At 42.8% G+C, this 20961-nt stretch carries 13 protein-coding genes; 9 read left to right on the top strand and 4 right to left on the bottom strand.

Annotated features, from left to right (window positions below; translation table 11 throughout):
• Positions 1-8 precede the first annotated feature (8 nt).
• On the bottom strand, positions 9-2942 hold the full coding sequence (locus tag ACFGVR_RS19910) for an eCIS core domain-containing protein (RefSeq protein WP_448699238.1): 2934 nt from the start codon (positions 2940-2942) through the stop codon (positions 9-11).
• A gap of 65 nt (positions 2943-3007) precedes the next feature.
• Between ACFGVR_RS19910 and ACFGVR_RS19905 the strand changes: the two genes are divergently transcribed.
• Positions 3008-3607, top strand: a complete 600-nt coding sequence (locus ACFGVR_RS19905; RefSeq protein WP_448699236.1) for a class I SAM-dependent methyltransferase — start codon at positions 3008-3010, stop codon at positions 3605-3607.
• Positions 3608-3621: 14 nt separating this feature from the next.
• Here ACFGVR_RS19905 and ACFGVR_RS19900 read toward each other — a convergent pair whose 3' ends face one another.
• Entirely contained in the window at positions 3622-4476 is an 855-nt protein-coding gene (locus ACFGVR_RS19900) for an eCIS core domain-containing protein (protein WP_448699235.1), read from the bottom strand.
• 200 nt (positions 4477-4676) lie between these two features.
• Between ACFGVR_RS19900 and ACFGVR_RS19895 the strand changes: the two genes are divergently transcribed.
• From ACFGVR_RS19895 to ACFGVR_RS19880, 4 genes are all read left to right on the top strand, one after another.
• Positions 4677-6203, top strand: a complete 1527-nt coding sequence (locus ACFGVR_RS19895; RefSeq protein ID WP_448699234.1) for a glycosyl hydrolase family 28 protein — start codon at positions 4677-4679, stop codon at positions 6201-6203.
• A 20-nt stretch (positions 6204-6223) separates the two neighbouring features.
• Positions 6224-6913 carry an SGNH/GDSL hydrolase family protein gene (locus ACFGVR_RS19890; protein ID WP_448699233.1) on the top strand — a complete coding sequence of 230 codons (690 nt, stop codon included), beginning with the start codon at positions 6224-6226 and terminating at the stop codon, positions 6911-6913.
• 120 nt (positions 6914-7033) lie between these two features.
• Positions 7034-8386, top strand: coding sequence for a family 43 glycosylhydrolase (locus ACFGVR_RS19885; RefSeq protein WP_448699232.1), 1353 nt, complete (start codon positions 7034-7036; stop codon positions 8384-8386).
• A gap of 15 nt (positions 8387-8401) precedes the next feature.
• The gene (locus ACFGVR_RS19880) at positions 8402-9178 is read left to right on the top strand and encodes a rhamnogalacturonan acetylesterase (RefSeq protein WP_448699231.1); all 777 of its coding nucleotides are present in this window, start codon (positions 8402-8404) and stop codon (positions 9176-9178) included.
• A 52-nt stretch (positions 9179-9230) separates the two neighbouring features.
• On the opposite strand, the gene ACFGVR_RS19875 is transcribed toward ACFGVR_RS19880, so the two are convergent.
• Complete coding sequence (locus ACFGVR_RS19875; protein ID WP_448699230.1) at positions 9231-11219, bottom strand: hypothetical protein; 1989 nt, start codon at positions 11217-11219, stop codon at positions 9231-9233.
• Between the two features lie 28 nt (positions 11220-11247).
• Positions 11248-12993 carry an alpha-keto acid decarboxylase family protein gene (locus ACFGVR_RS19870; protein WP_448699229.1) on the bottom strand — a complete coding sequence of 582 codons (1746 nt, stop codon included), beginning with the start codon at positions 12991-12993 and terminating at the stop codon, positions 11248-11250.
• A 417-nt stretch (positions 12994-13410) separates the two neighbouring features.
• On the opposite strand from ACFGVR_RS19870, the gene ACFGVR_RS19865 reads away from it, so the two are divergent.
• The 4 genes from ACFGVR_RS19865 (at position 13411) to ACFGVR_RS19850 (ending at position 20820) form a co-directional block, all read left to right on the top strand.
• Positions 13411-13977, top strand: coding sequence for an RNA polymerase sigma-70 factor (locus ACFGVR_RS19865; protein ID WP_448699228.1), 567 nt, complete (start codon positions 13411-13413; stop codon positions 13975-13977).
• 105 nt (positions 13978-14082) lie between these two features.
• Positions 14083-15150 carry a FecR family protein gene (locus ACFGVR_RS19860; protein WP_448699227.1) on the top strand — a complete coding sequence of 356 codons (1068 nt, stop codon included), beginning with the start codon at positions 14083-14085 and terminating at the stop codon, positions 15148-15150.
• A 235-nt stretch (positions 15151-15385) separates the two neighbouring features.
• The gene (locus ACFGVR_RS19855) at positions 15386-18820 is read left to right on the top strand and encodes a TonB-dependent receptor (RefSeq protein WP_448699226.1); all 3435 of its coding nucleotides are present in this window, start codon (positions 15386-15388) and stop codon (positions 18818-18820) included.
• A 32-nt stretch (positions 18821-18852) separates the two neighbouring features.
• The gene (locus tag ACFGVR_RS19850) at positions 18853-20820 is read left to right on the top strand and encodes a RagB/SusD family nutrient uptake outer membrane protein (protein ID WP_448699225.1); all 1968 of its coding nucleotides are present in this window, start codon (positions 18853-18855) and stop codon (positions 20818-20820) included.
• Positions 20821-20961: the final 141 nt, after the last annotated feature.

Here is a 20961-nt window from a genome sequence, read left to right as displayed (position 1 = left end):
GGTCGGTATTAGTTAACATTTTCAATAACTTTTTCAATTTTTGTTTCCGGGTATTTCTTACTTGCTTCCACCATTTCGGATGCATAATTTTTTAATTTGGTTGCCTCCTCCAAGTATACTATCAGTGTTTTGTTTATCCCAGTTGAACCATACTGATTTTTCATTTCTGTTTCCAGACGTAATACTACTTTTCCTGTTTGCTTACTGTCTTTGAGTAATTTTTTAATTAGTTCTTTATTACCGTCTTCATCGGGTATTCTTTTTAAATCAAATTTCTCTGCATAGCTTATTACGTGTGTTGTTTCCTGAAACCTATTGTCTTTTTTAATTTTTTCAATTATTCCTTCGAAGGAAAGTGGTTGGTCGTCGACCCCTAATTTATTTACCGTTGAATTTAATAATGCTTGAGCCTTGAGGTTTCTGGCATCCAAGTGCTTTTCTTTTTCTTCATTGTCTTCTGGCAGTTCTTCTGTTTTTTTTAACAGCGTTTGTAGCTGTTCTTTGATATCATTATAAAGAATACCTTGTTGCTTTGCTTCTATAATTTGCTGTTCGTTGGTTTTTATGAGCCCCTTATAAAAATCAATTCTTTGTTTGTTTACAATGGATTTTTTATTTAAAGCTTGTATTGTGTCAACTTCATAAAGTAATAATATTTCGTTTTTTTCTTTTAATAATAATCGATAATTTATAACATCCGTATTTTTATCAAACACCTCTTGAGTGATTATATTTTCTTTGAATTGTTTATTTAGTGGTAACACAGATTTTCCAAGACTTGTCATTTTTTGTTGGATATCTTCAAGTTGAATTAATTTTCCCCCTATTTCGTTGTCTGTAATGATATGCAGATCAAGTTTTGTTTTACATGATTCTATATTCTTTCCAGACGATATAATATTATTTTCGCAGGATTTAATCTCCTCATTCAGTAAATCAATCTTCTTTTGAAGAACATCAGTCTTCTCAGAAATTCTTTTTTCGGTCGCTAGTTTTTTATCCGTTTTCTCAATGATGTTTTCCTCATCGTCTTTGGATTTCGTAAGATGGCTCAAATGGCGATCCTGGGATTCTTTAGTTGTTTGCCAAAGTGCATCGGTGAAATTATTCACATCGATATCTTCTTTAAACTTCGCACCAAAAAAGCGATCTTCTACAGGTATCGCCTTTTGCTGGGTCTTGCCAAAAACCCTTTTATCCGGTTCATCAAGGTTGTCCAGGTTTTTCTCAATACCTATATGTACCTCTTCTCCGGTAACCATTTTTCCTAATTTTTCTTTAGTCTTGGGTTTGTTTTTTGATTCGGTGTAAGAGAATTTGTCTGTCTTATCATCCATATTTAATTCTAATGGATTCTCAAATATGCCGGTATGTGTAAGATCAGTTTTAAGCTTTAAGCCTACCTCTTTTACAAAGAATTCTCCGTTATATTTATCAGCTTCTCCTAAAAGGCTATCAACTAATTTTTCCCATACTTCCGGTTTATGGACTTTTTTTGGTAACGCGTTAAATGCTGTTGAAAGGGGTACCTTAGGGAAATAAGGAAAAAGATTTTTATCAGTTGAACCTTCATTTATAATATTTGTAATTGACAAACTGTCAACCAATAAATGAGTAGCCAGGTAAACCATAAACCCATTTACGGCTCCTTTATGTTCTTTAAAATCCTCATCGTCAATTTTTCCAATTTCAAAGGCGTTTTCTCCTATGCTATTACTTAATTCCATTACAATCGCCATGATATTGCCCTTAGGCGATGAACCTTTCATAGATTTAATAGCAGACTTATAGAGAGCCGGTATGTCTTCGGGCAATACACCCGTAGTTTGCTGGATATAAAGTTTATTGGTGATCATTTTTTTGAGCTCCTGTAATGCCTGCTCAAATAATCCGGGATCTACATTGTTTTGTTTAACCCAATCGATAATGGCTTTATATGGGATACCAGTCAATACTGCGCCGCCAGTGTCTTGCACCTCTTCGGGTTTGTCCGACTGTGCTGTACTTAAAGTTCGTTCCAAATGTGCTTTTACAAGCTGAGTGTCTTCATTAAATAAGTCATTAAATTGAGGATCTAACTCATCTCTGGCAGTACTGATATATTCCAGATTGCTCATATCCCGAAAGGGGGCACCATCTTTTAATAAGCCATGCATTAAAAGCAATGAAAAAAGTTTGTTATGCGGGCCTTTCAACTCGTTATGGTCGGCACTCATATGGAAGTGTTTCTCGCGGTCATACCCATAGTTTAAACCATATTTTAACCCGCTAAACAGGAAATGACCGATACTTGGATCCCATCCATTAGAATGATCGGGATTAACGTATGATTCACCATTATTGGTGGTATCGTAAATCGGGATAGTAGATTCGGCTTCGAAACCGGTTAACAGTTGGGCTACATTCGAAACCGTGCGGCTTTCCCTTGTGTCTGATATTTGTTCTTGTCCGGAGAAGTTAAAGGCTTTGGCACCCATTACGTCTGCTTCGGTTTCCAAGCCTTTATCATCATTTACCGGCACACCTTGTTTCATTTGCCTGGTAGGCTGTACACGTCCCTGTTTTTGTTGTACTGCATGCCAGGCTTCGTGGGGCAAGTGTTTTTCCTGTCCAGGGCCAATATGTATGTCTGTTCCCTGTGCGTAGGCCAGTGCATTTAGCTGTGCGGGTTGTGATGAGTTATAATGCACCTTAACGTCAGAAATATCAATCCCGGAAAGGTTTTCAACACCTGATTTTAAATTATCGGGTAAACCGGTATTGTTTTGTTTTTTTTGAGCGGGAGCAAGGCTTTCCGGTATCGGGAGTTCTCTTGCCGATAATTCATCCTTTTTTTGCAATACCGGTATGGCAGGCATACTTTTGCCTTGTGCTGTACCCTTTTGATTAGTTACCGCTACAGAAGGTGACTTCAGATTATTTTCGAGCCGTTTATGCAGCAAAGCAGATTGACTTTAATGTTTAAAAATATTAAAGTATATTAATATTTACAACAGTTTAATATATTATGAGTTTAATTGACTGGGCCAATATTTATCGTTTTAACCTGTTTTGTCTTGCAGAACATGGAGAAGGCAATACCCGCAGTTTAGGCTGGCGTGATGATCATAGCCAGCTTTCGCGGTTTGCCATGCTGGTTGGCATTGGCGATATGAATGGCTGCTCTGTATTGGATGTTGGTTGTGGCCACGGCGATCTGCGTGTTTATTTGGACGATAAGTATCCGGATATTAATTATACAGGCATCGATCAAATGGAGGACTTTTTAACTATCGCTGTTAAAAGATATGATGATTTGCCACGGACCAATTTTTTATATGGCGATTTTTGTACGGTAGACCTGCCAAAAAGCGATTACGTGCTGGCAAGCGGCAGCCTGAACTATTATAATAACGACCCTGAATTTATTTATAAGATAATAGCCAAACTATTTAATACTTGTAAAATAGCACTGGGGTTTAACTTGCTTGGAGACATAGCGCCCAATGGACTTTTGGTGGCTTATGATGTAGATGCAATCACAAACTATTGCCGGATGTTATCGTCTAAAGTAATAGTGCACCAGGGCTATAGTGATGATGATTTTACCGTGTGGATGTACAGGTAGCGTTTTTCAGGAAGTTAGCTATTGAATCTGCTATATGCTTTCATTTGTAGGGCTTTGGCACCCATTACGTCGGCTTCGCTTTCCAGGCCTTTATCATCGTTTACAGGCACGCCTTCTTTCATCTGCATGGTAGGCTGTACACGTCCTTGTTTTTGTTGTACTACGTGCCAGGCTTCATGAGGTAAATGCTTTTCCTGTCCGGATGCTACATGGATATCGGTACCCTGGGCATAAGCCAGGGCGTTTAATTGCGCCGGTTTGGCTGAATTGTAATGTACTTTTACATCAGACATATCCATCCCCGAAAGGCTCTCAACCCCCGATTTTAGATTATTGGGTAAACCGGTATTATTTTCTTTTTTTTGAATTACAAATTTACCTTGCGCAACTGGAAGTTCTTCTTCCGGTCCGCCTTTCATCTGTACAGCGAATTTACCTTGTGCAGCTGGAAGTTCTTCTTCGGGTCCGCCTTTCATTTGGACGGCGAATTTACCTTGCGCAGCTGGAAGTTCTTCTTCCGGTCCGCCTTTCATCTGGACAGCGAATTTGCCTTGTGCAGCTGGGAGTTCTTCTTCCGGTCCGCCTTTCATCTGTACAGCGAATTTACCTTGGGCAACTGGTAGTTCTTCTTCGGGTCCGCCTTTCATTTGTACAGCGAATTTACCTTGTGCAGCTGGGAGTTCTTCTTCTGGCCCGCCTTTCATTTGGACAGCGAATTTACCTTGTGCAGCTGGGAGTTCTTCTTCTGGCCCGCCTTTCATTTGTAAGGCAGGAACAGCCGGCATTTTTTTGCCCTGCAAAATGCCGTTTTGGTTGGCAATAGCGTTTGATGAACTCTTTCTGTCTGTTTCGGCGAAGATATTTGTCATGGCTATACTGTGATAGAACCTTACTAAATATAAAGCTATTATTATATATTGATAAGTACAAGTTTTGATCAAATATTAATCAATAAATCCCTGATATTTAAAAGGATCGTAACCTGAAACAGATCTTTATGCCTATTCATAACAGCACGGGATGGGGATTTAAATGGCAATCTTTACTTTTACCATACCAATTATTATCTATGAATAAGAAACTCATTCTGCTCGCCCTGTTTACTAATGCTCTTTTTTCTGCTTTTGCTGTAGATGCTCCCCAAAAACTTATGGTAGCCCCGGGAACGATATCTGCAACCTCTGCAACCCTGATTTGGGATAAACCGGACCATTATAGCAATGTTACCCGCTATCATATTATCCTTAACGGGAAAGATATTGCAACAGTAGATAAGGGTAATTATATGCTTAGTGGCCTTATCCCGCTAAAGCCTTATAGCTGTTCGGTAAAAGCCGAAGAGAAAGATGGCAAGCTATCGGCTGGCAGCATAGCTGTACGGTTTACCACCAAACCCCGGGGCAAACTATTAAACATTACCGCATTTGGCGCCAATGGTGATGGAACGACTTTAAATACCGCAGCCATCCAAAAAGCGATAGATGCCTGCCCGGCGGGGGGCACGGTATTGATCCCGCAAGGTAAATTTGTAAGCGGCGCCCTGTTTTTAAAAAGCCATATGACCTTGCAGATAGCCAAAGGTGGTATACTGAAAGGCAGCATTAACGAAGCCGATTACCTGCCCTATATTAATAACCGCTTTGAGGGCTGGGAAATGAAGACCTATGCCAGCTTGTTAAATGCCGGTGTGATGAATAATAAAGGCGGCTTTGCGGTTGAAGATCTGCACATTATAGGCAATGGTACCATTAGTGGCGGCAACAGTACATTGGGGAATGCGATGATCGCTAAGGGCGGTATCCGCAGCCGCGGGCGTTTGATATTATTGATGAACTGCCATAATGTAGAGTTACAAGGTTTAAATATACAGGATCCGCCTTGCTGGACCATCCATTATATTTATAGCGAAGGTATTACCTGCCACGATCTGAATATTGTGAGCACTGCCCGTAACGGTGATGGTTTGGACCCGGATTCGTCAAACGATAGTTATATCTTTAACTGTACCTTTTCAACCGGTGATGATTGCATCGCTATAAAATCGGGTAAAAACCCGGAAGGATACACCATTGGCAAACCCACCAAAAATGTACGCATTACCGACTGTAACTTTGTAAAAGGGCACGGAATCTCTATAGGCAGCGAAATGAGCGGCGGTGTGAGCGATGTTTTGGTACAGGATTGTAAAGCCGGAGCACTGCTGCACGGCATGCAGATAAAAGGCACCAAAGAACGCGGGGGCTATGTAAAAAATGTAACCGTTGCCGATTGCCAATTATTGCAGATCACCATTTTTTCGGCTCTTAATTATAATAACGATGGTGCCGGTGCTCCCGAGCCGCCGGTCTTTGCCAATTTTGTATTTAAAAATATCGACCTATCTAAAGCTACAGGTAAAGAGCCGGTTATGGACCTTAACGGTTTTAAGGATGAAAAGCATAAGCTGATGAATTGCAGCTTTACCAATATTGTTACGCCAGAGAACGCAAAAATTGTTGTTAAAGACGCTGATCAGCTTAAATTTACCGACGTTAAATCAGTAACCGGCACAAAACCGCAATACGAGGTTACCAATAGCACCAATGTTGTTTATTAATAATTACTAATTACATTACTATGAAAATCAGAATAGTTTTTGCTTTATTATCAATTATCCCCGTTATGCTTAAAGCACAAGGTGTACCTATGTCTGACAAAAAACTGAACATATTTACTTTAGGCGACAGTAACGGCACCTTTGCCTGGAGTTGGCCGGTACAGATCAGGCAGGCGTTACCTAATGCAACGGTGTTTAATATCAGCAAATCGGGCCGTACGGTTGGCTTTTTAAATAATGGCGATAGCACCTTAAATTCCCTTTCGGTGATAGATGAGAACCTGAAAAAGGCAGCCGAAAATACTAAAGACAAACCATACGATTACATTGTAATGGAATTGGGCACGAATGATTGCAAAAAGGTCTTCGCCGACAGGCAAAACGAAGTACCGGCAAACCTGGAGAAGCTTATCAATAAGCTCAAACACAGCCCATACCCAAGTATCAATAAAGCCAGGATCATCATTATTGCTCCGCCGCCTTATGGATCAAAAACCGTGGGTACCGAAAAATATGATGGGGGCATTAAACGTGTTGAAGCTTTGAGTAAAGAGTTTGAAAAGGTAGCTAAAAAGACGGGATGCATTTTTGTAGATGGCTTTAAAACCCCGGGGCTGGATATGGAAACCATGTCGACGGATGGTTTGCACATGGATGTTATAGGTTCGCGTAAATTGATTGAACCGGTAGTTAAAGCAATGATCAGATAGTTATTGTGTTATTAGTTATTATTAATTAGTTATCAGGTTGTTGTGTTATTAGTTACTAAAAGTAGGTTGCGGTTTATATTTGGTGTTTGGTTATTGGTGTTTGCATTTACCTGCACGGCAATGGCGCAAAACCTCGGTACTTATAATGCCATATATCCGGGTGTGCCTTGGTTTGACAATCATAGTAATGTGGTGAGCGCGCATGGAGGATGCATTACCAGGGACAATGGTAAGTATTACCTTTTCGGCGAAAAGCATATGGATAGCAGCAACGCTTTCGCGGGATTTAATTGCTATTCATCAACTGATCTGTATAACTGGAAATTTGAAAGTTTGGCGTTAGGCATTCAGGACACAGGTCGGCTTGGGCCTAACCGTGTTGGCGAACGGGTAAAGGTATTGAAGTGCCCTAAAACCGGCGAATACATAATGCTGATGCATGCCGATGATATGGCTTACAAAGACCAGTACACCGGTTATGCTACAGCTGAAACGATAACCGGCCCTTACACGTTTCGGGGAGCGCTGCTGTTTAATGGCAAACCTATCCGTAAGTGGGATATAGGTGCTTTTCAGGATACGGATGGCTCAGGATATTTACTGACACATGGCGGAGACATTTATAAACTTGCCGACGATTACCAAAGCGTTACAGAGCAGGTGGCCAAAAATATATCGCCGGAGTGCGAATCGCCGGCTATGTTTAAAAAAGCAGGGATATACTATTGGCTTGGCTCGCACCGCACCAGTTGGGAACGTAATGATAATTTTTATTACACTGCTGCCTCGCTAAAAGGGCCATGGACCGCCAGGGGTAATTTTGCACCTGTGGGTACGCTCACCTGGAATTCGCAAACTACTTTTGTTTTGCCTGTTGCAGGAACGAGAGATACAACATATCTATTTATGGGCGATCGCTGGTCGTACCCGTTGCAAGCCTCATCTGCAACCTATGTATGGCAGCCATTGAAGGTTTCGGGTACATCGGTTTCAATCCCGAAATATTTTGAGGCCTGGCAGATCGATCAACTAACCGGGGTAATGTCGATAACCGGTATCACTAAAAAGATGATCAGCACTGAAGGTAATAAGGCCATTACCTACAGCGGGCAGTGGCGGCATTCAACGTCGGCGGATACATCGATAAACATATCCGATGCGAAAGGAGCGTCTTTTTCAATAAAATATAAGTGCACGCAAATTGGTTTTTATAGCGAGGTTGGGCCAAATGGCGGCTATGCCCGGGTGACTCTTCAAAATAGCCGGGGGGGAACCATCCTGACAAGTATAGTTGATATGTACGCTCTTTACCCGGCATCCACACTTAAATTTGTAAGCCCTTTATTGCCAAAGGATAATTACACGCTGACAGTCGCGGTAATGGGTGAGCACAGTAGCTGGTCGGACAAACGACGATCTGACTATGGCAGTAAAGGTGATGTTGTATCGATTGGAAGCATCATTGTTAAGTAAAACAATATTAACGTCATGAAAAAAATAAGCTATCGTGTGCTGCCTTTAGTTGCCTTGTTGTGTATATGTGCGGCTTTTATGGCACCTCCAAAACCTGTGTTTTACATTATTGGCGATTCAACCGTGCGTAATCCAAATCCACCATGGTGCAGTTGGGGGCAGGTGATCCATAATTACTTTGATACTACCCGGATCAGTATCTCAAACCAGGCCATTGCGGGTAGGAGCACGCGTCAGTTTATTAATGAGGGCCGTTGGCAACGCATTGTGTCGACCATTAAACCAGGGGATTTTTTACTGGTTGAGTTTGGCCACAATGAAGGTGGTAAACCCGATACCGGCAAAACAGGCCGGCGCGCTGTGTTGAAAGATATTGGTGAGGATAGTGTAATTGTAAATTATGATAAAGGGCCGGAAGTAGTGCATACCTATGGCTGGTACCTGCGCAAATTTGCCACCGAGGCAAAAGCAAAAGGCGCTACGGTGATGATCGCTTCGATGATAGCGAGTAATGTGTTTAAAGATGGAAAAGTTGTACGTGCTGATAAAACCTATGGTTTGTGGGCCAGGCAGGTTGCCGAACAAACCGGATCGTATTTTATTGATGCCAATAACCTGATTGCTGATAAGTTTGAAAAAATGGGTCCTGAAATGGTGAAAGGCGTTTTTCCGTATGATCCGGTGCATACCAATGCCGAAGGAGCGGGGATCAATGCAGGTGCTATTGTTACCGCCATTAAGAAAGATTCGACCAATACGCTGAACAAATATTTTGCGGTACGGAAATTCTGAAAATAAAAAGCTGCTATATCAGTGGGATATAGCAGCTATAAAATAACGTTACTTATTGCTCTCCGGGCAGGGGTGGAGCGATAAACGGATAGTCGACATTGTTGATGATCGGCTTAATATCGAAGAAGTCGTTCAATACCGATTCTGCAGTGCAGTACGCTCCCTCAACCCAGGCCTGGTCATTTGAGTAGGCTTCACCAACAATAAAAATATTGGCATCGGCTCCGGGTATTAACTGTGATGGTTTACGGATCTTGCGTTGGACATCGCATACGTCATAATGGGCCGCAAAAGCGTGGTAACCTGCATTAAAAGGTGGCAGCGACCAATCCATATACTTGGTTTCAACAGGCTCGGGTACTGCGCTATAATCAGCATCAGGTCCGTAATGCAGGTAAGCCAATTGCTGACGCAGCATTTTCACCATTACTTTTGGCGCTTTACGCGGACCATCCAACGGTTGATAGTTGGAGATGAATGGTGTTTTTTCGGTATCGTCATTGCCGTATTCCAGCTCTTCCCAAAAACTGGTGTATTGCTCGTCATCATAACTTGCTAAAATACCGTAAAGTGGGGTAGAGGTTTGATCGAGCGCGTTATTGCCAAAGTAAACCACCTGGCGGATAGGCATATCGGTAACGCTCGGGCCAATGGTATTACGTTGCGAAGCGGTAAGCAATTGTTGTTCCTGCACGTAAGTGAGTTTTTCTTTTACACAGGCCTGAACCGCGTTTACCATATCGCCGGCCGATGCAAAAGGCTGTTCGATCAGGTTTTTATCTTTGGCCATCTTATCCAGGTAAGCTTTCGGGAAACCTTCTTTACCTAAGGTAACGAGGTTGTCAGCAATCAGCTCATAACCGGTGATAGGTGCAGGATATTTTGCTGTGAGCCACCATGGTTCGGTAAAAAACATACCTACTTTGTACGATGGCTGCAGCACTGCCGACTCCATATACAATTGCACCTTACGATGGTTCAGTACATCCAAACCGGCGTGGTCTTCAAAGCGGGTGGCTTGTGCTATCAGGTCGAGCGAACCGCGCGGCATAGCCATCCAGGCTGCATCGGTAATTAGGGATGCTGATTTTTTGTTTGGATTTTCCCTGGTGGCAATGGTGTAATGAATCTTACCATCGATATGTAAAATTGAATGCAAACGGGTGTTGGGTTTATATTCAAAAACTACACCTCGTTGTTTAGCCAGTTTTACAATAGCATCAAACAAAGCATTAAACATACTTGAATAACCGTGTGTTAACGTTTTGTACTCGTTACCAGGTGTAAACTCGTTGTTGGATTGAAAGGCCACAGCGGCATTCCAGTTGATGACGTTGGAGGTATAACCATTACCATCGGCAGTGTAGTTGTAACCTTCGGAACCTAACTGATCGAACATCAAATTCCAATAACCGATATCTTTAAGCAGATCGCCTTTCTGGAAAACTGATGATTCAGGGGTTTCGGCGGTAATGCGGCCGTTGCGGTAAAAATCATACCATTGGGTACGGGTTACTGGTCCGGTTGTACTGGTTACGGCCAGGTTTTCAACTATCGAGAAGCCGTTATCCGGCTCGGAGCATGCACCATTATTTTTAACGCTGTAAGGCGCCGGGTTGGTTGATGAGATATCGTTGAGATACAATTGCTTGTTCCGCAAAAAGAACAGCGGGTTGGTTGATTCGTTAAACGGCACAGAGAACTGATCGAGGTGAAGGTCTTTAATTACTGTAGTAACCAAACGATGTCCCTGACCATCGGCGGTGCCGTCCCAGGCAGAGTAACGCATGCCCCCCAGTTCGAGGTATGATTTGGTTTTATCCTCGTTGTAGTGCCAGGTGCAAACGCGTGCACCGGCGGGGCGTGTTTTATCGGTAGTGCCTAAAAAATCATAGTTGCCCCAATCGTATAGTTCTAACACATCACCGGCTGCCAGTTGTTTGGCTTTGCCTTTTTCGGTTTTAGTTTCGCCGCTTAACAAACGCCAGGCAGTATACAATCCGGCAGCACCGGCTCCAAAAATTGAATAAGTTTTTTTCATGATTTTATTTGATGATAAGTTTTTTGATTTAAGGCATAGTTCCAAGACGGTACATCTGGCCCGGAAGATCTTTTTGCGGTATCACTACTTCAACAAGTGTTGGTTTATCTACCGTGTGCACCAGCTTTTTAAACAAGTCATCCAATTGGTGTATGGTGGTAACCCGGTGCCCATCGGCATTGAACGCTTTGGCAAGTGCCATATAATCCCACTTTGGCAAGATATCGAAGGTGTCGAATTTATGCTCGGGGCCAGGCTGGAAGGAGGTAATGTCAACATACACCTGTTCAATAGCATACACCTGGTTGCTCATTACAAATATCACAGCGTTCAGTTTGTTTCGCGCCAGGGTTGAGAGCGACTGGCAGATCATCATAAAACCGCCGTCGCCGGCTACTGTCCAGGCGCGTTTACCGCTGCCCATTTGTGCACCCATTGCAGCACCGGTTTCAAAGCCGATACACTGCCACGCGGCTGACGAAATAAAACTGTTTTGTTTTAAACCATAGGCGTTTGTAGCTACATAAAGTGAACTGCTCACGCCAAAGGTCATGATGATCTTATCGAGCAAATGATGGTCGGTTAAAAACTTCATGCTGTGCTGGAAGAAACGGTTGTAGGTAATTACCTCCGGATCTTTTGCCCATTGCGCGTCGGAATTAGCGAGCCATGGCTGCGGATAAACCGGTTGCGGCGGCGCTACCATTTTAAGCGGATATTTTGGCACAACCGGAGCAACGGTACTTGGCTTTGATGTTTTAAATAAGTGCAGCAGGCCCTCCATAAAATCGCGCATGGTAACGCCTTCGTATAAATAATAACCTGCACGCACCTGCTCAGTATTGGCCAGCACCACGTTAGGATATTGGTTTTCAATAAAAAACAGGTAATCATCGGTCATGATAGTGCCGAGCGTTAAAAAGCAATCCGAATTGGCTACGGTTTGTACCACGCTGTCAATTGAGGCAGCATCAGCATAAGTGCCTATAAACTTGTCGCCATGCTCATCGAGCACGGTTTTACCCAATGTGGTAGTTGTATATAAAAAGCCGCTTGCATCAATAATTTGCTGCAATAAAGGAGCAAGGCCATAACGCAGCACCTCAACACCGGCAAATATTAAGGGGTTTTTGGCGGCGGTTATCTGCATCCATGCCTGTGTTAAAGCATTTTGCAGTGCCAATGGCTCACTTTTAATAACGATCGGCTTTAACGGTACCGAAGAAGGAGCGGGGCAGGGTTCGGCCCAAACTTCTTTATAACAGGCAATGTAAACCGGTCTTTTATAGGTTATTGCAGCGATAATTAAATTATCGATCTTTTCGGCGGCGCCAACGGATGTACTTAAGGTGATGGCACCAACGGTAACATGCTTGTATATCTCCTCATCGGCCTGTAAATTGCCGGTTGAATGATGATAAAGTACCCCATACATATTGGTGATGTTGCGTGCATCACTGCCCGGAGTTGCACTGATAACCACTATGGGGCTACGCTCCACCCAGGCGCCTGCAACTGCATTTAACGCACTATAGGTACTTACACCATATTGCAGCGATATAGCAGCAAGGCCGCGGGTACGGCCATACGCATCGGCGGCATAACCGGCGTCAAGCTCGTTGGCACAGCCAATGGCATTTACCCCCGGAAAACTTTCGAGCGTTTGAGTGAAATGTTTTACATAGTCGCCCGGAATCTGGAAAACTTCGGTAACGTTAAGCTGCTTTAACCGGGTTAAAAGGTAATCGGCAACTGTAAATGGTTGAGTTGACATGAATGGAATGATTTAAGGTTTGGAAGTTTAAATATAGTAAGCGGAAATTATATTTTTATTAATAAAATAATATTTATTTGATATTTCTGCGCGTGGTATATCATGTAGTGTTGATGATTGAAATTGATATGTAATTGATTGTGTGTAAAATAATTGCACGATTTTATGTGTCAAAAGTACACATATGCTCAAATGAACTAATAATGAATTTCTTAGCCTAGCTGATCTTCGTTTATATAAGAAATTAATACCTAACTCCTTCGCGGATGTGCATTGATTCTATGAAAATAGCGCCAGGCTATTAACCGGATATTTTTATACATCATTGGTTGGGTTTACCCGGAAAAAATCAAATATTTAACATTTTGTTGCTTCTATAATATTTTTGTTACATTGCATAACCAATTATAAGCGGTTATGGCGCGAGCAGACCAGGAGATCTTACCGATTATCAGTAGTATTGCTTTAAACAATTGTGAGCAAGCGTATAAACGTTTGTTCGAGTTGTTATTTGGCAAGCTAAAACGTTTTGCGCATACCCTGTTAAAATCGAATGAACAGGCGGAAGAGGTGGCAAGTGATGTGATGATCACCTTATGGCGCAACAGGGGAAATTTAATGGAGATCCAAAATGTAACGGTATACGCGTTTGTGATAGCCAAAAATAAAGCCCTCAATATTTTAAAGCAAAATGCTTTAAACAGGATCGTTTCGATTGACGATATAAATCCCGACGTAAGATTTGACAACCTGACACCTGAGCAGATATTGATCAACGAGGAGTTGAAAAAGAGGATCGAGCTTGGTGTACAATCGCTACCGCCGCGCTGCAAAATGGTTTTTAAATTGGTTAAAGAAGAAGGCCTGAGCTATAAAGAAGTAGCCGAGATATTAAATATATCTTCGAAAACGGTTGATGCACAAATGGTTACCGCCACCAAAAAGATCAGTGTTATTGTTAAGGCCGAGTACAATCTCATCTAAAAAATAACTTCCCGAAAAAATATTTTCAAATCGTATAGGGAGATCGCCCGATTTAACTGTCCTATATGCAATTATAAGCCAACCTACACGCTTTATTTATTTTTTATGATGATGCACGATGACAGGATTATGCAATTGCTGGCGCGTAAAGTTGCCGGCGAAGCTACCCGCGATGAACTAAGAGAACTTGGTGAACTGCTGGAGCTTTATCCTGATAATTTGTATTATGAGGAGGTTTTGAAACAATTATGGGATCAGCAACCTATTGCCGACACGGATAATGATGTTGAAGCAGCTTATTTAAAACACAAGGAAAAATATAGCGAAGAATTTTTTTCGGCGCCGGCACCCCGTATCAGGAAATTACTGATCAGGCGAATGTTAGTGGCCGCTTCTGTGCTGATATTGGCGGTTTCGGGTTTGGTTTTTTACAGAGCCATCAAATCATCGCCTGAAAAGGCATCAGTATACACCGAAATTACGGCTACCGCAAATCGCAAAAAAATTGTATTGCCCGATGGTACCCAGGTATGGCTCAACACCAACAGCAAAATTGGCTTTGATGGAAATATGAATAATAATCCGGTCCGACTTGTTCACCTTACCGGTGAAGCCTTTTTTGATGTTACCAAAAATAAGCATCGTCCGTTCATCGTCCATACCGAAAAATTTTCGATCAAAGTTTTAGGCACCGCATTTAATGTAAAGGCTTATCCCGGAGATAAAAAGGCCGAAGCTGCTTTGATACGTGGCATGATAGAGCTGACCATTAACGACAGTTTGCAGGAAAAATTGATATTGAGGCCCAATGAAAAATTTGCCATGGCCTATTCAAAACCCGTTGTGCCCGGGCTTGTGCAGCCTAATAACGCTACACGGCGCAAGCTCGTGGTGGAGGATATTAAACCGATTGAAATAGGCAGAAAAGAATACATTGAAGAGATATCATGGGTTGATAACCAATTGGTATTCAAAAATCAGTCGCTTGAGGAACTGGTACCCCGGCTTGAAAAATGGTATAACGTAAAGATAGCTATTGAAAACGACAAGGTTAAAAACTACCATTTTACGGGTGTTCTTCAAAACGAAAGTCTAACCCAGGCCTTAACGGCTATGCAAATAATCAGACCATTTACCTTTAAAATAGATAAGTATGACGTGAAAATTAACTAAACCCTAAAAAATAAGATGAAGTAAGCGGAAGGTGCGGCAACACCCTCCGCTGAAGTCTGTAATCTTTGGCTCGGGTAGTAGATACCCACAATTAACAGATTGTTTAACGAATTAAACCTTTAAATCTATGAAAAAAAATCAACTTCATAGTAATGGCTCACTTATTCACCCCTACAAAAGAATTTTAATAATGCTTAAATGTATTTTTATTTTGACTTTTTTGTTTTGTTTAAGGGTGTCGGCAAACAGTTACTCGCAAAATGTGCGGGTAAATATCGATCTCAAAAATGTTGACCTTAAAAAGGCGCTCACGGTACTTGAAAGAAAAAGCGACGTGCGGTTTTTATACAGTGAAGAAGTGCTGCCGACAGATAAACAAATTACGTTAAAAGTAAGTAACACGCCCTTTGTAGATGTTTTACAGGGTTTTTTGAAAAACACCAATTTAACCTACAAAATTTTAGAAAATGGGCTGGTGATCATCGCGCCCATCGGTACCGAAATTAAGAACGTAGAAATTAAAGGGAAGGTGGTTGACGATAAAGGCGAGGCCCTGCCCGGAGTGGTGATCAAGGTAAAAGGCTCACAAACAGTTACATCTACCGATATATATGGTAATTATGTTCTGAATTTAAGCGATGGCAATGCTACACTCGTTTTTTCGTATGTAGGGTTTGCCACGCAGGAAGTGGCAATAGGCGGGCGAACAGTTGTTAATGTTACCTTGTTAGCTACATCAAAAGCACTTAACGAAGTGGTGGTGGTAGGTTACGGTACCCAACGAAGGGGTGATGTATCGACGGCAATTTCATCGGTAAATATGAAGCAACTGGACGATGTGCCGGTTACCAACCTGAGCACTGCCTTACAGGGGCGTGTGCCGGGCCTGGTATCAACTCCAAACTCTTATCGCCCGGGATCGGGCTCTACCGTACGTATCAGGGGTACACGGTCGCTTACGGCCGATAATAACCCTTTATATGTTGTTGACGGTATACCAATAACCTATAGCATTGACGATATCAACCCGCTGGATATTGAATCGATAGATGTTTTAAAGGATGCATCCGCTACAGCGATATATGGCTCGAGGGGAGCTAACGGCGTTGTGCAGATCACAACAAAAAAGGGGAGGGCCGGTAAGGTTAACATCGACTATAATGGAACTACCTCGTTTGATAAGATCATCAAAAAGCTGCAGGTTTACAACGGCCCTGAATTTGCACAGTTCAGGCGCGATGCCTTTATTGGTTCGGGCGCGTATAATACCGGTACAGGTACACCCAAACTGTATTACCCGGATCCGCTGGCAGATTATTTATTGTTTAGCGGCGACCCGGCCTTGTGGCAATCGGTGTTAATGGGATATGACTTTACCACTTATGATCCCGCCAACAAAATATTTGTAGCCAAAACAAGGCCCTCAACACCCGAAGAACAGGCGGTAATGGCTAAGCTGGGTTATCCTATCCAGGCTAATATTGCCATTTACGATCCATCAAAAGTGCCTACTTACGATTGGCTGGACCAGGCGCTGCGTACCGGTGTAACGCAAAACCACAACCTGTCGATAAGCGGTGGGGGCGAAACTTTCAGAAGTTCGATCTCGCTGGGGTATTTTAACCAGCGGGGTATTGAGTTTGGGCAGGATTACACCCGCTACAGTTTAACTACAAGTAACGATTTCAGACCAGTGAAATTTTTGGATATCGGCGGTACCATTAACTACACCAACTCGATATTGAACGCCGGCCCTGATGAATATTCGGGCGCGGCAGGGCAGTTTCCGTTTACCAAGCCTTATGATGCCAACGGTAATTTTATTTTATTCCCCGGGAACGACGCCAATGTGCTTAACCCGCTTAATGATGTGAATACGGTATTTAATGAAACCCGTACCAACCGGTTTATAGCCAACGTTTTTGCAGGTATAACCTTAGCCAAAGGGCTTGAATACCGTATTGCTTTTGGCGCGGATGTGAACGATGCAAGATTGGGCGTTTTTAACGGATCGATATCATCGGTTAGCCAGGGTAACCCGCCAAGCGCATCGTACCAGATATTTTCGGCTCTGGTGTGGACACTGCAAAACCAGATATCGTACAACCATACTTTTGGTAAAAAACATAATGTATCGGTAACCGCAGTACAGGAGCTATTGAAGGACCGTTATGAAGCCAGCCGGTTTGCAGCTACCAACTTATCTTACGAAAGTCAGAAATGGTACTCGCTGCAAAACAATACCATCGCTTCGGTAACGCCGGCTACATTGTCGCCCAGCACGTTGCTGCCTTATGCGCAGCATCAGCTGGCCGGGTATTTAGGGCGTATCAACTATTCGTATGATGGTAAATATATTTTAACCGCAGGCCTACGCCACGATGCATCGTCAGTTTTGGCATCCGATAATAATGGCCAGTACTTCCCATCGGGTTCGGCGGCATGGCGTATTGATGCCGAGCCATTTATGAGAGGCGTTCCGTTTATTGACCAGTTGAAACTGAGGATAGGTTTCGGTTCGGTAGGTAATTCAAACATCCCGCCTTATCAAACCGGCGGTCAGCTAACCTCAACGCCAACTTATTATAATTTTGGCGGTACGGCAGCGCAGGGGTACGCGCCATTACAACAGCCTTTAGGCTCGTTAACCTGGGAAAAAACAACCACCAAAAATATCGCGCTTGATTATGGTTTCCTGAAAAGCCGTATATCGGGATCAATTGATGTGTATCAATCAAACTCCAATCAAATACAAAAAGAAGCTATACCGGCCGCTTCGGGCTTTTCATACTATACGGTTAATTTCGGTGTAGTTAAAAACACGGGGCTTGAGTTTTTATTGTCGAGCGTTAACATTGACAGGCCAAACGGTTTAAAGTGGACGACTGACTTTGTTTTTTCGACCAATAAAGAGGAAATAGTGAGTTTGAACAGCTCAAATTCGGATGATATTGGTAACCAATGGTTTTTAGGGCATCCGGTACGTTCGTATGTTGATTTTAAAAGTCACGGTATTTTTCAATACAGCGATACGCAGCCTGGGGGGATATTGTATGATTATTTTTGGAAGTTTAACGGAAATGCAAACAACCCTAACTTTCAGCCGGGCAAAATTCGTGTTGAGGATATTAACGGGGACGGTTATATTACCGATGCCGATAAGGTTTACCTCGGATCGCCTAACCCTAAATGGACCGCAAGTTTAAACAATACTGTATCGTTAAAAGGTTTTGATCTGTCGGTATTTGCGTATGTGAGCTATGGTGCCATACTGCGCGATGTAAGGCCCGGATTAGTAGGTCGTTATCAGTCGATCAAGGTAAACTACTGGACACCGACCAACCCATCGAACGATTATCAGCAACCAAGTACCTTGAGCGATATCCCGCTGTACTGGCAGGCATTAACGTTCAGGGATGCATCTTTTGTTAGGATCAGGAGCATTTTGCTGACCTATCACTTACCTCAATCTATCCTGAAAAAGATCAAAGTAAGCAACCTTAGCCTGTCTGTTAATGCAGTGAACCCGTTTTTGTTTAGCAAGTACGACAGATACGACCCTGAAACGGTTCCGTACACCTCTACCTATCCTTCAAGCAGTACAGCTAACCCAAGTGCAACATCATTTAGTTACCGCAGTTGGGTGTTTGGGTTAAGGGTTGGTTTATAATAATTGGTGGTTACTTTTTAAAACAGAAAAAGATGAAAAAATATATCATAACCGCATTAACTTTTTTAATGGTTTTTAGTAATACATCATGTAAAAAGTTTTTGAAGGAAGACCTGGTAAGTCAGCTTACGCAGGATTATTACACTACCGACCAAGGTTTAGAAGACCTGGTTAGGGCGGCATATGCGCCCATACGCTGGAAATTTGAAGGTGAACAAGCTTATGCCATGTATAATTTTGGTACAGACGAGTTTATCGAGGGCGACCAGTACAACGAGGTTTATTACAACACGTACGACCCAACCCTAAACTCGGCCGATAACCTGCTTAATGCTTTGTGGGTTAACAATTATGCGGCAATTAACAGCTGTAATATCGGTATAGACAGGATCCCGCTGTACAATAACGGATCGTCAAAAACCTTAGGTACCGCCGCACAAAAGAAACAGCGTGTGGCAGAGCTGCGGTTTTTAAGGGCTTACTATTATTTTCAGATGGTGCAGCAGTTTGGTGGTATTCCTATCGTTCTGCATTCGAGCACATCGGTGCAAACCGATTTTGTGCGCGCCAGCGTGGCCGATGTTTATAATGTGATTATTGCCGACCTGCAGTATGCCAAAAATAATTTGACTGCAACCAATGCCGACCAGGGCAGGGCTACAAGCGGTGCTGCACAGCACTTTTTAGCCAAGGCCTATTTGACCCGCGGCAGCGCGGTAGCCGAAGCGCGCGGGCAACAGCCTACCGATATTGATAGTGCTGCATATTATGCCACCGCAGTGATCAACAGCGGTACTTATACTTTAGAACCGGATTATATGAATATCTGGAACGGGGTATACCCGGCTAATTATCCAAACGTGATCACTCCGGCAGTGGGCGTTAACGGTACGGCCCCGTCGGGCGATTATTCGAAGATACAGGCTTCAAACAACAGCAAGGAAGTTATTTTTGCGGCGCAGTTTTCAAATAATGTTACGTTGAACGATGCCCTGGGTAATCAAACGCATTTGTATTATATCTGCCAGTATGATCTGAATATCCCGGGTTTGATACGTAACCAGGATAACTTTAACGGGCGGCCGTTCAGGCGGTTGGGCCCATCTGATTACACTATCGACCTGTTTGACCGGAAGAATGATTCGCGTTTTTACAAAAGCTTCAGAACAGTGTTTTATTCGAATGTAAATACCGGAACGCCTAAATTTCCAAATCCTAACCCAAGCAACCCGGCACTGGCCGGCCAGCTTAAATATGGTATTGGCGATACAGCGGCCTTGTTTATTGTAAACAACAAAAACACCACGCTAACCAATACCGATATCGCCAAATATCGGTATACCATTTTTGCGAGGTATTATTTGAATAATGGTACGCTAACTCAAGGCTTTAACAACAACAAATACCTTACCCTGGTTAAGTTTTTAGACCCGGTACGTGTAACGAGCAATTTTAATGAGCAGCGGGGGATTAAAAACGGCATACTTGCCCGTCTTGGTGAAACTTACCTGATAGCTGCTGAGGCTTACGGGCGAAAGGGCGACTATACTACGGCTTTAACTTATATTAACAAGCTAAGACAGAGAGCCGCCTACCATTTAAATGAGTTTAAAAACCCGCAAACATGGATGTTTGACGGCGGCACTAAAGGCGACGTTAGCGATACTTATGCCAATATGATAGCTACCCCAACCTTATTTACCACCAATGCACCGAGCGAAAATTATCCGCCTACGGTTACCTCGACAGCAGACAGGTTTATTGCTTTTATATTGAACGAAAGGACAAGGGAACTTTGCGGCGAGCTTTACCGCTGGGAAGACCTGGTACGTACCGAAACGTTTTACGACAGGACAAAACTGTTTAATAAGGATGCCACAAGTTTGCAAACTTACAGCAAGTTGAGGCCCATCCCGATACAGCAGATCAATTTAACAACAATAGGGGGGCAGCCAATGAGCGCTGCTGATAAAGCTAAATATCAAAACCCCGGCTATTAACTTTGAGTGTTTTGTTAGTGCTTTATAGTAAGTTAGAAATCCTGGTGTAACAGCCGGGATTTTTTGCTTTGGAACCAATTTTTGCTGCGCATTTGCTTATCTGAATTTTTAATTGTAAAATTGACAAGTAACAGCCAATTG

This window comes from Mucilaginibacter aureus (assembly GCF_053514885.1).
The sequence above is the reverse complement of the archived record's forward strand: the minus strand, read 5'-3'. Positions and strand labels throughout refer to the sequence as shown.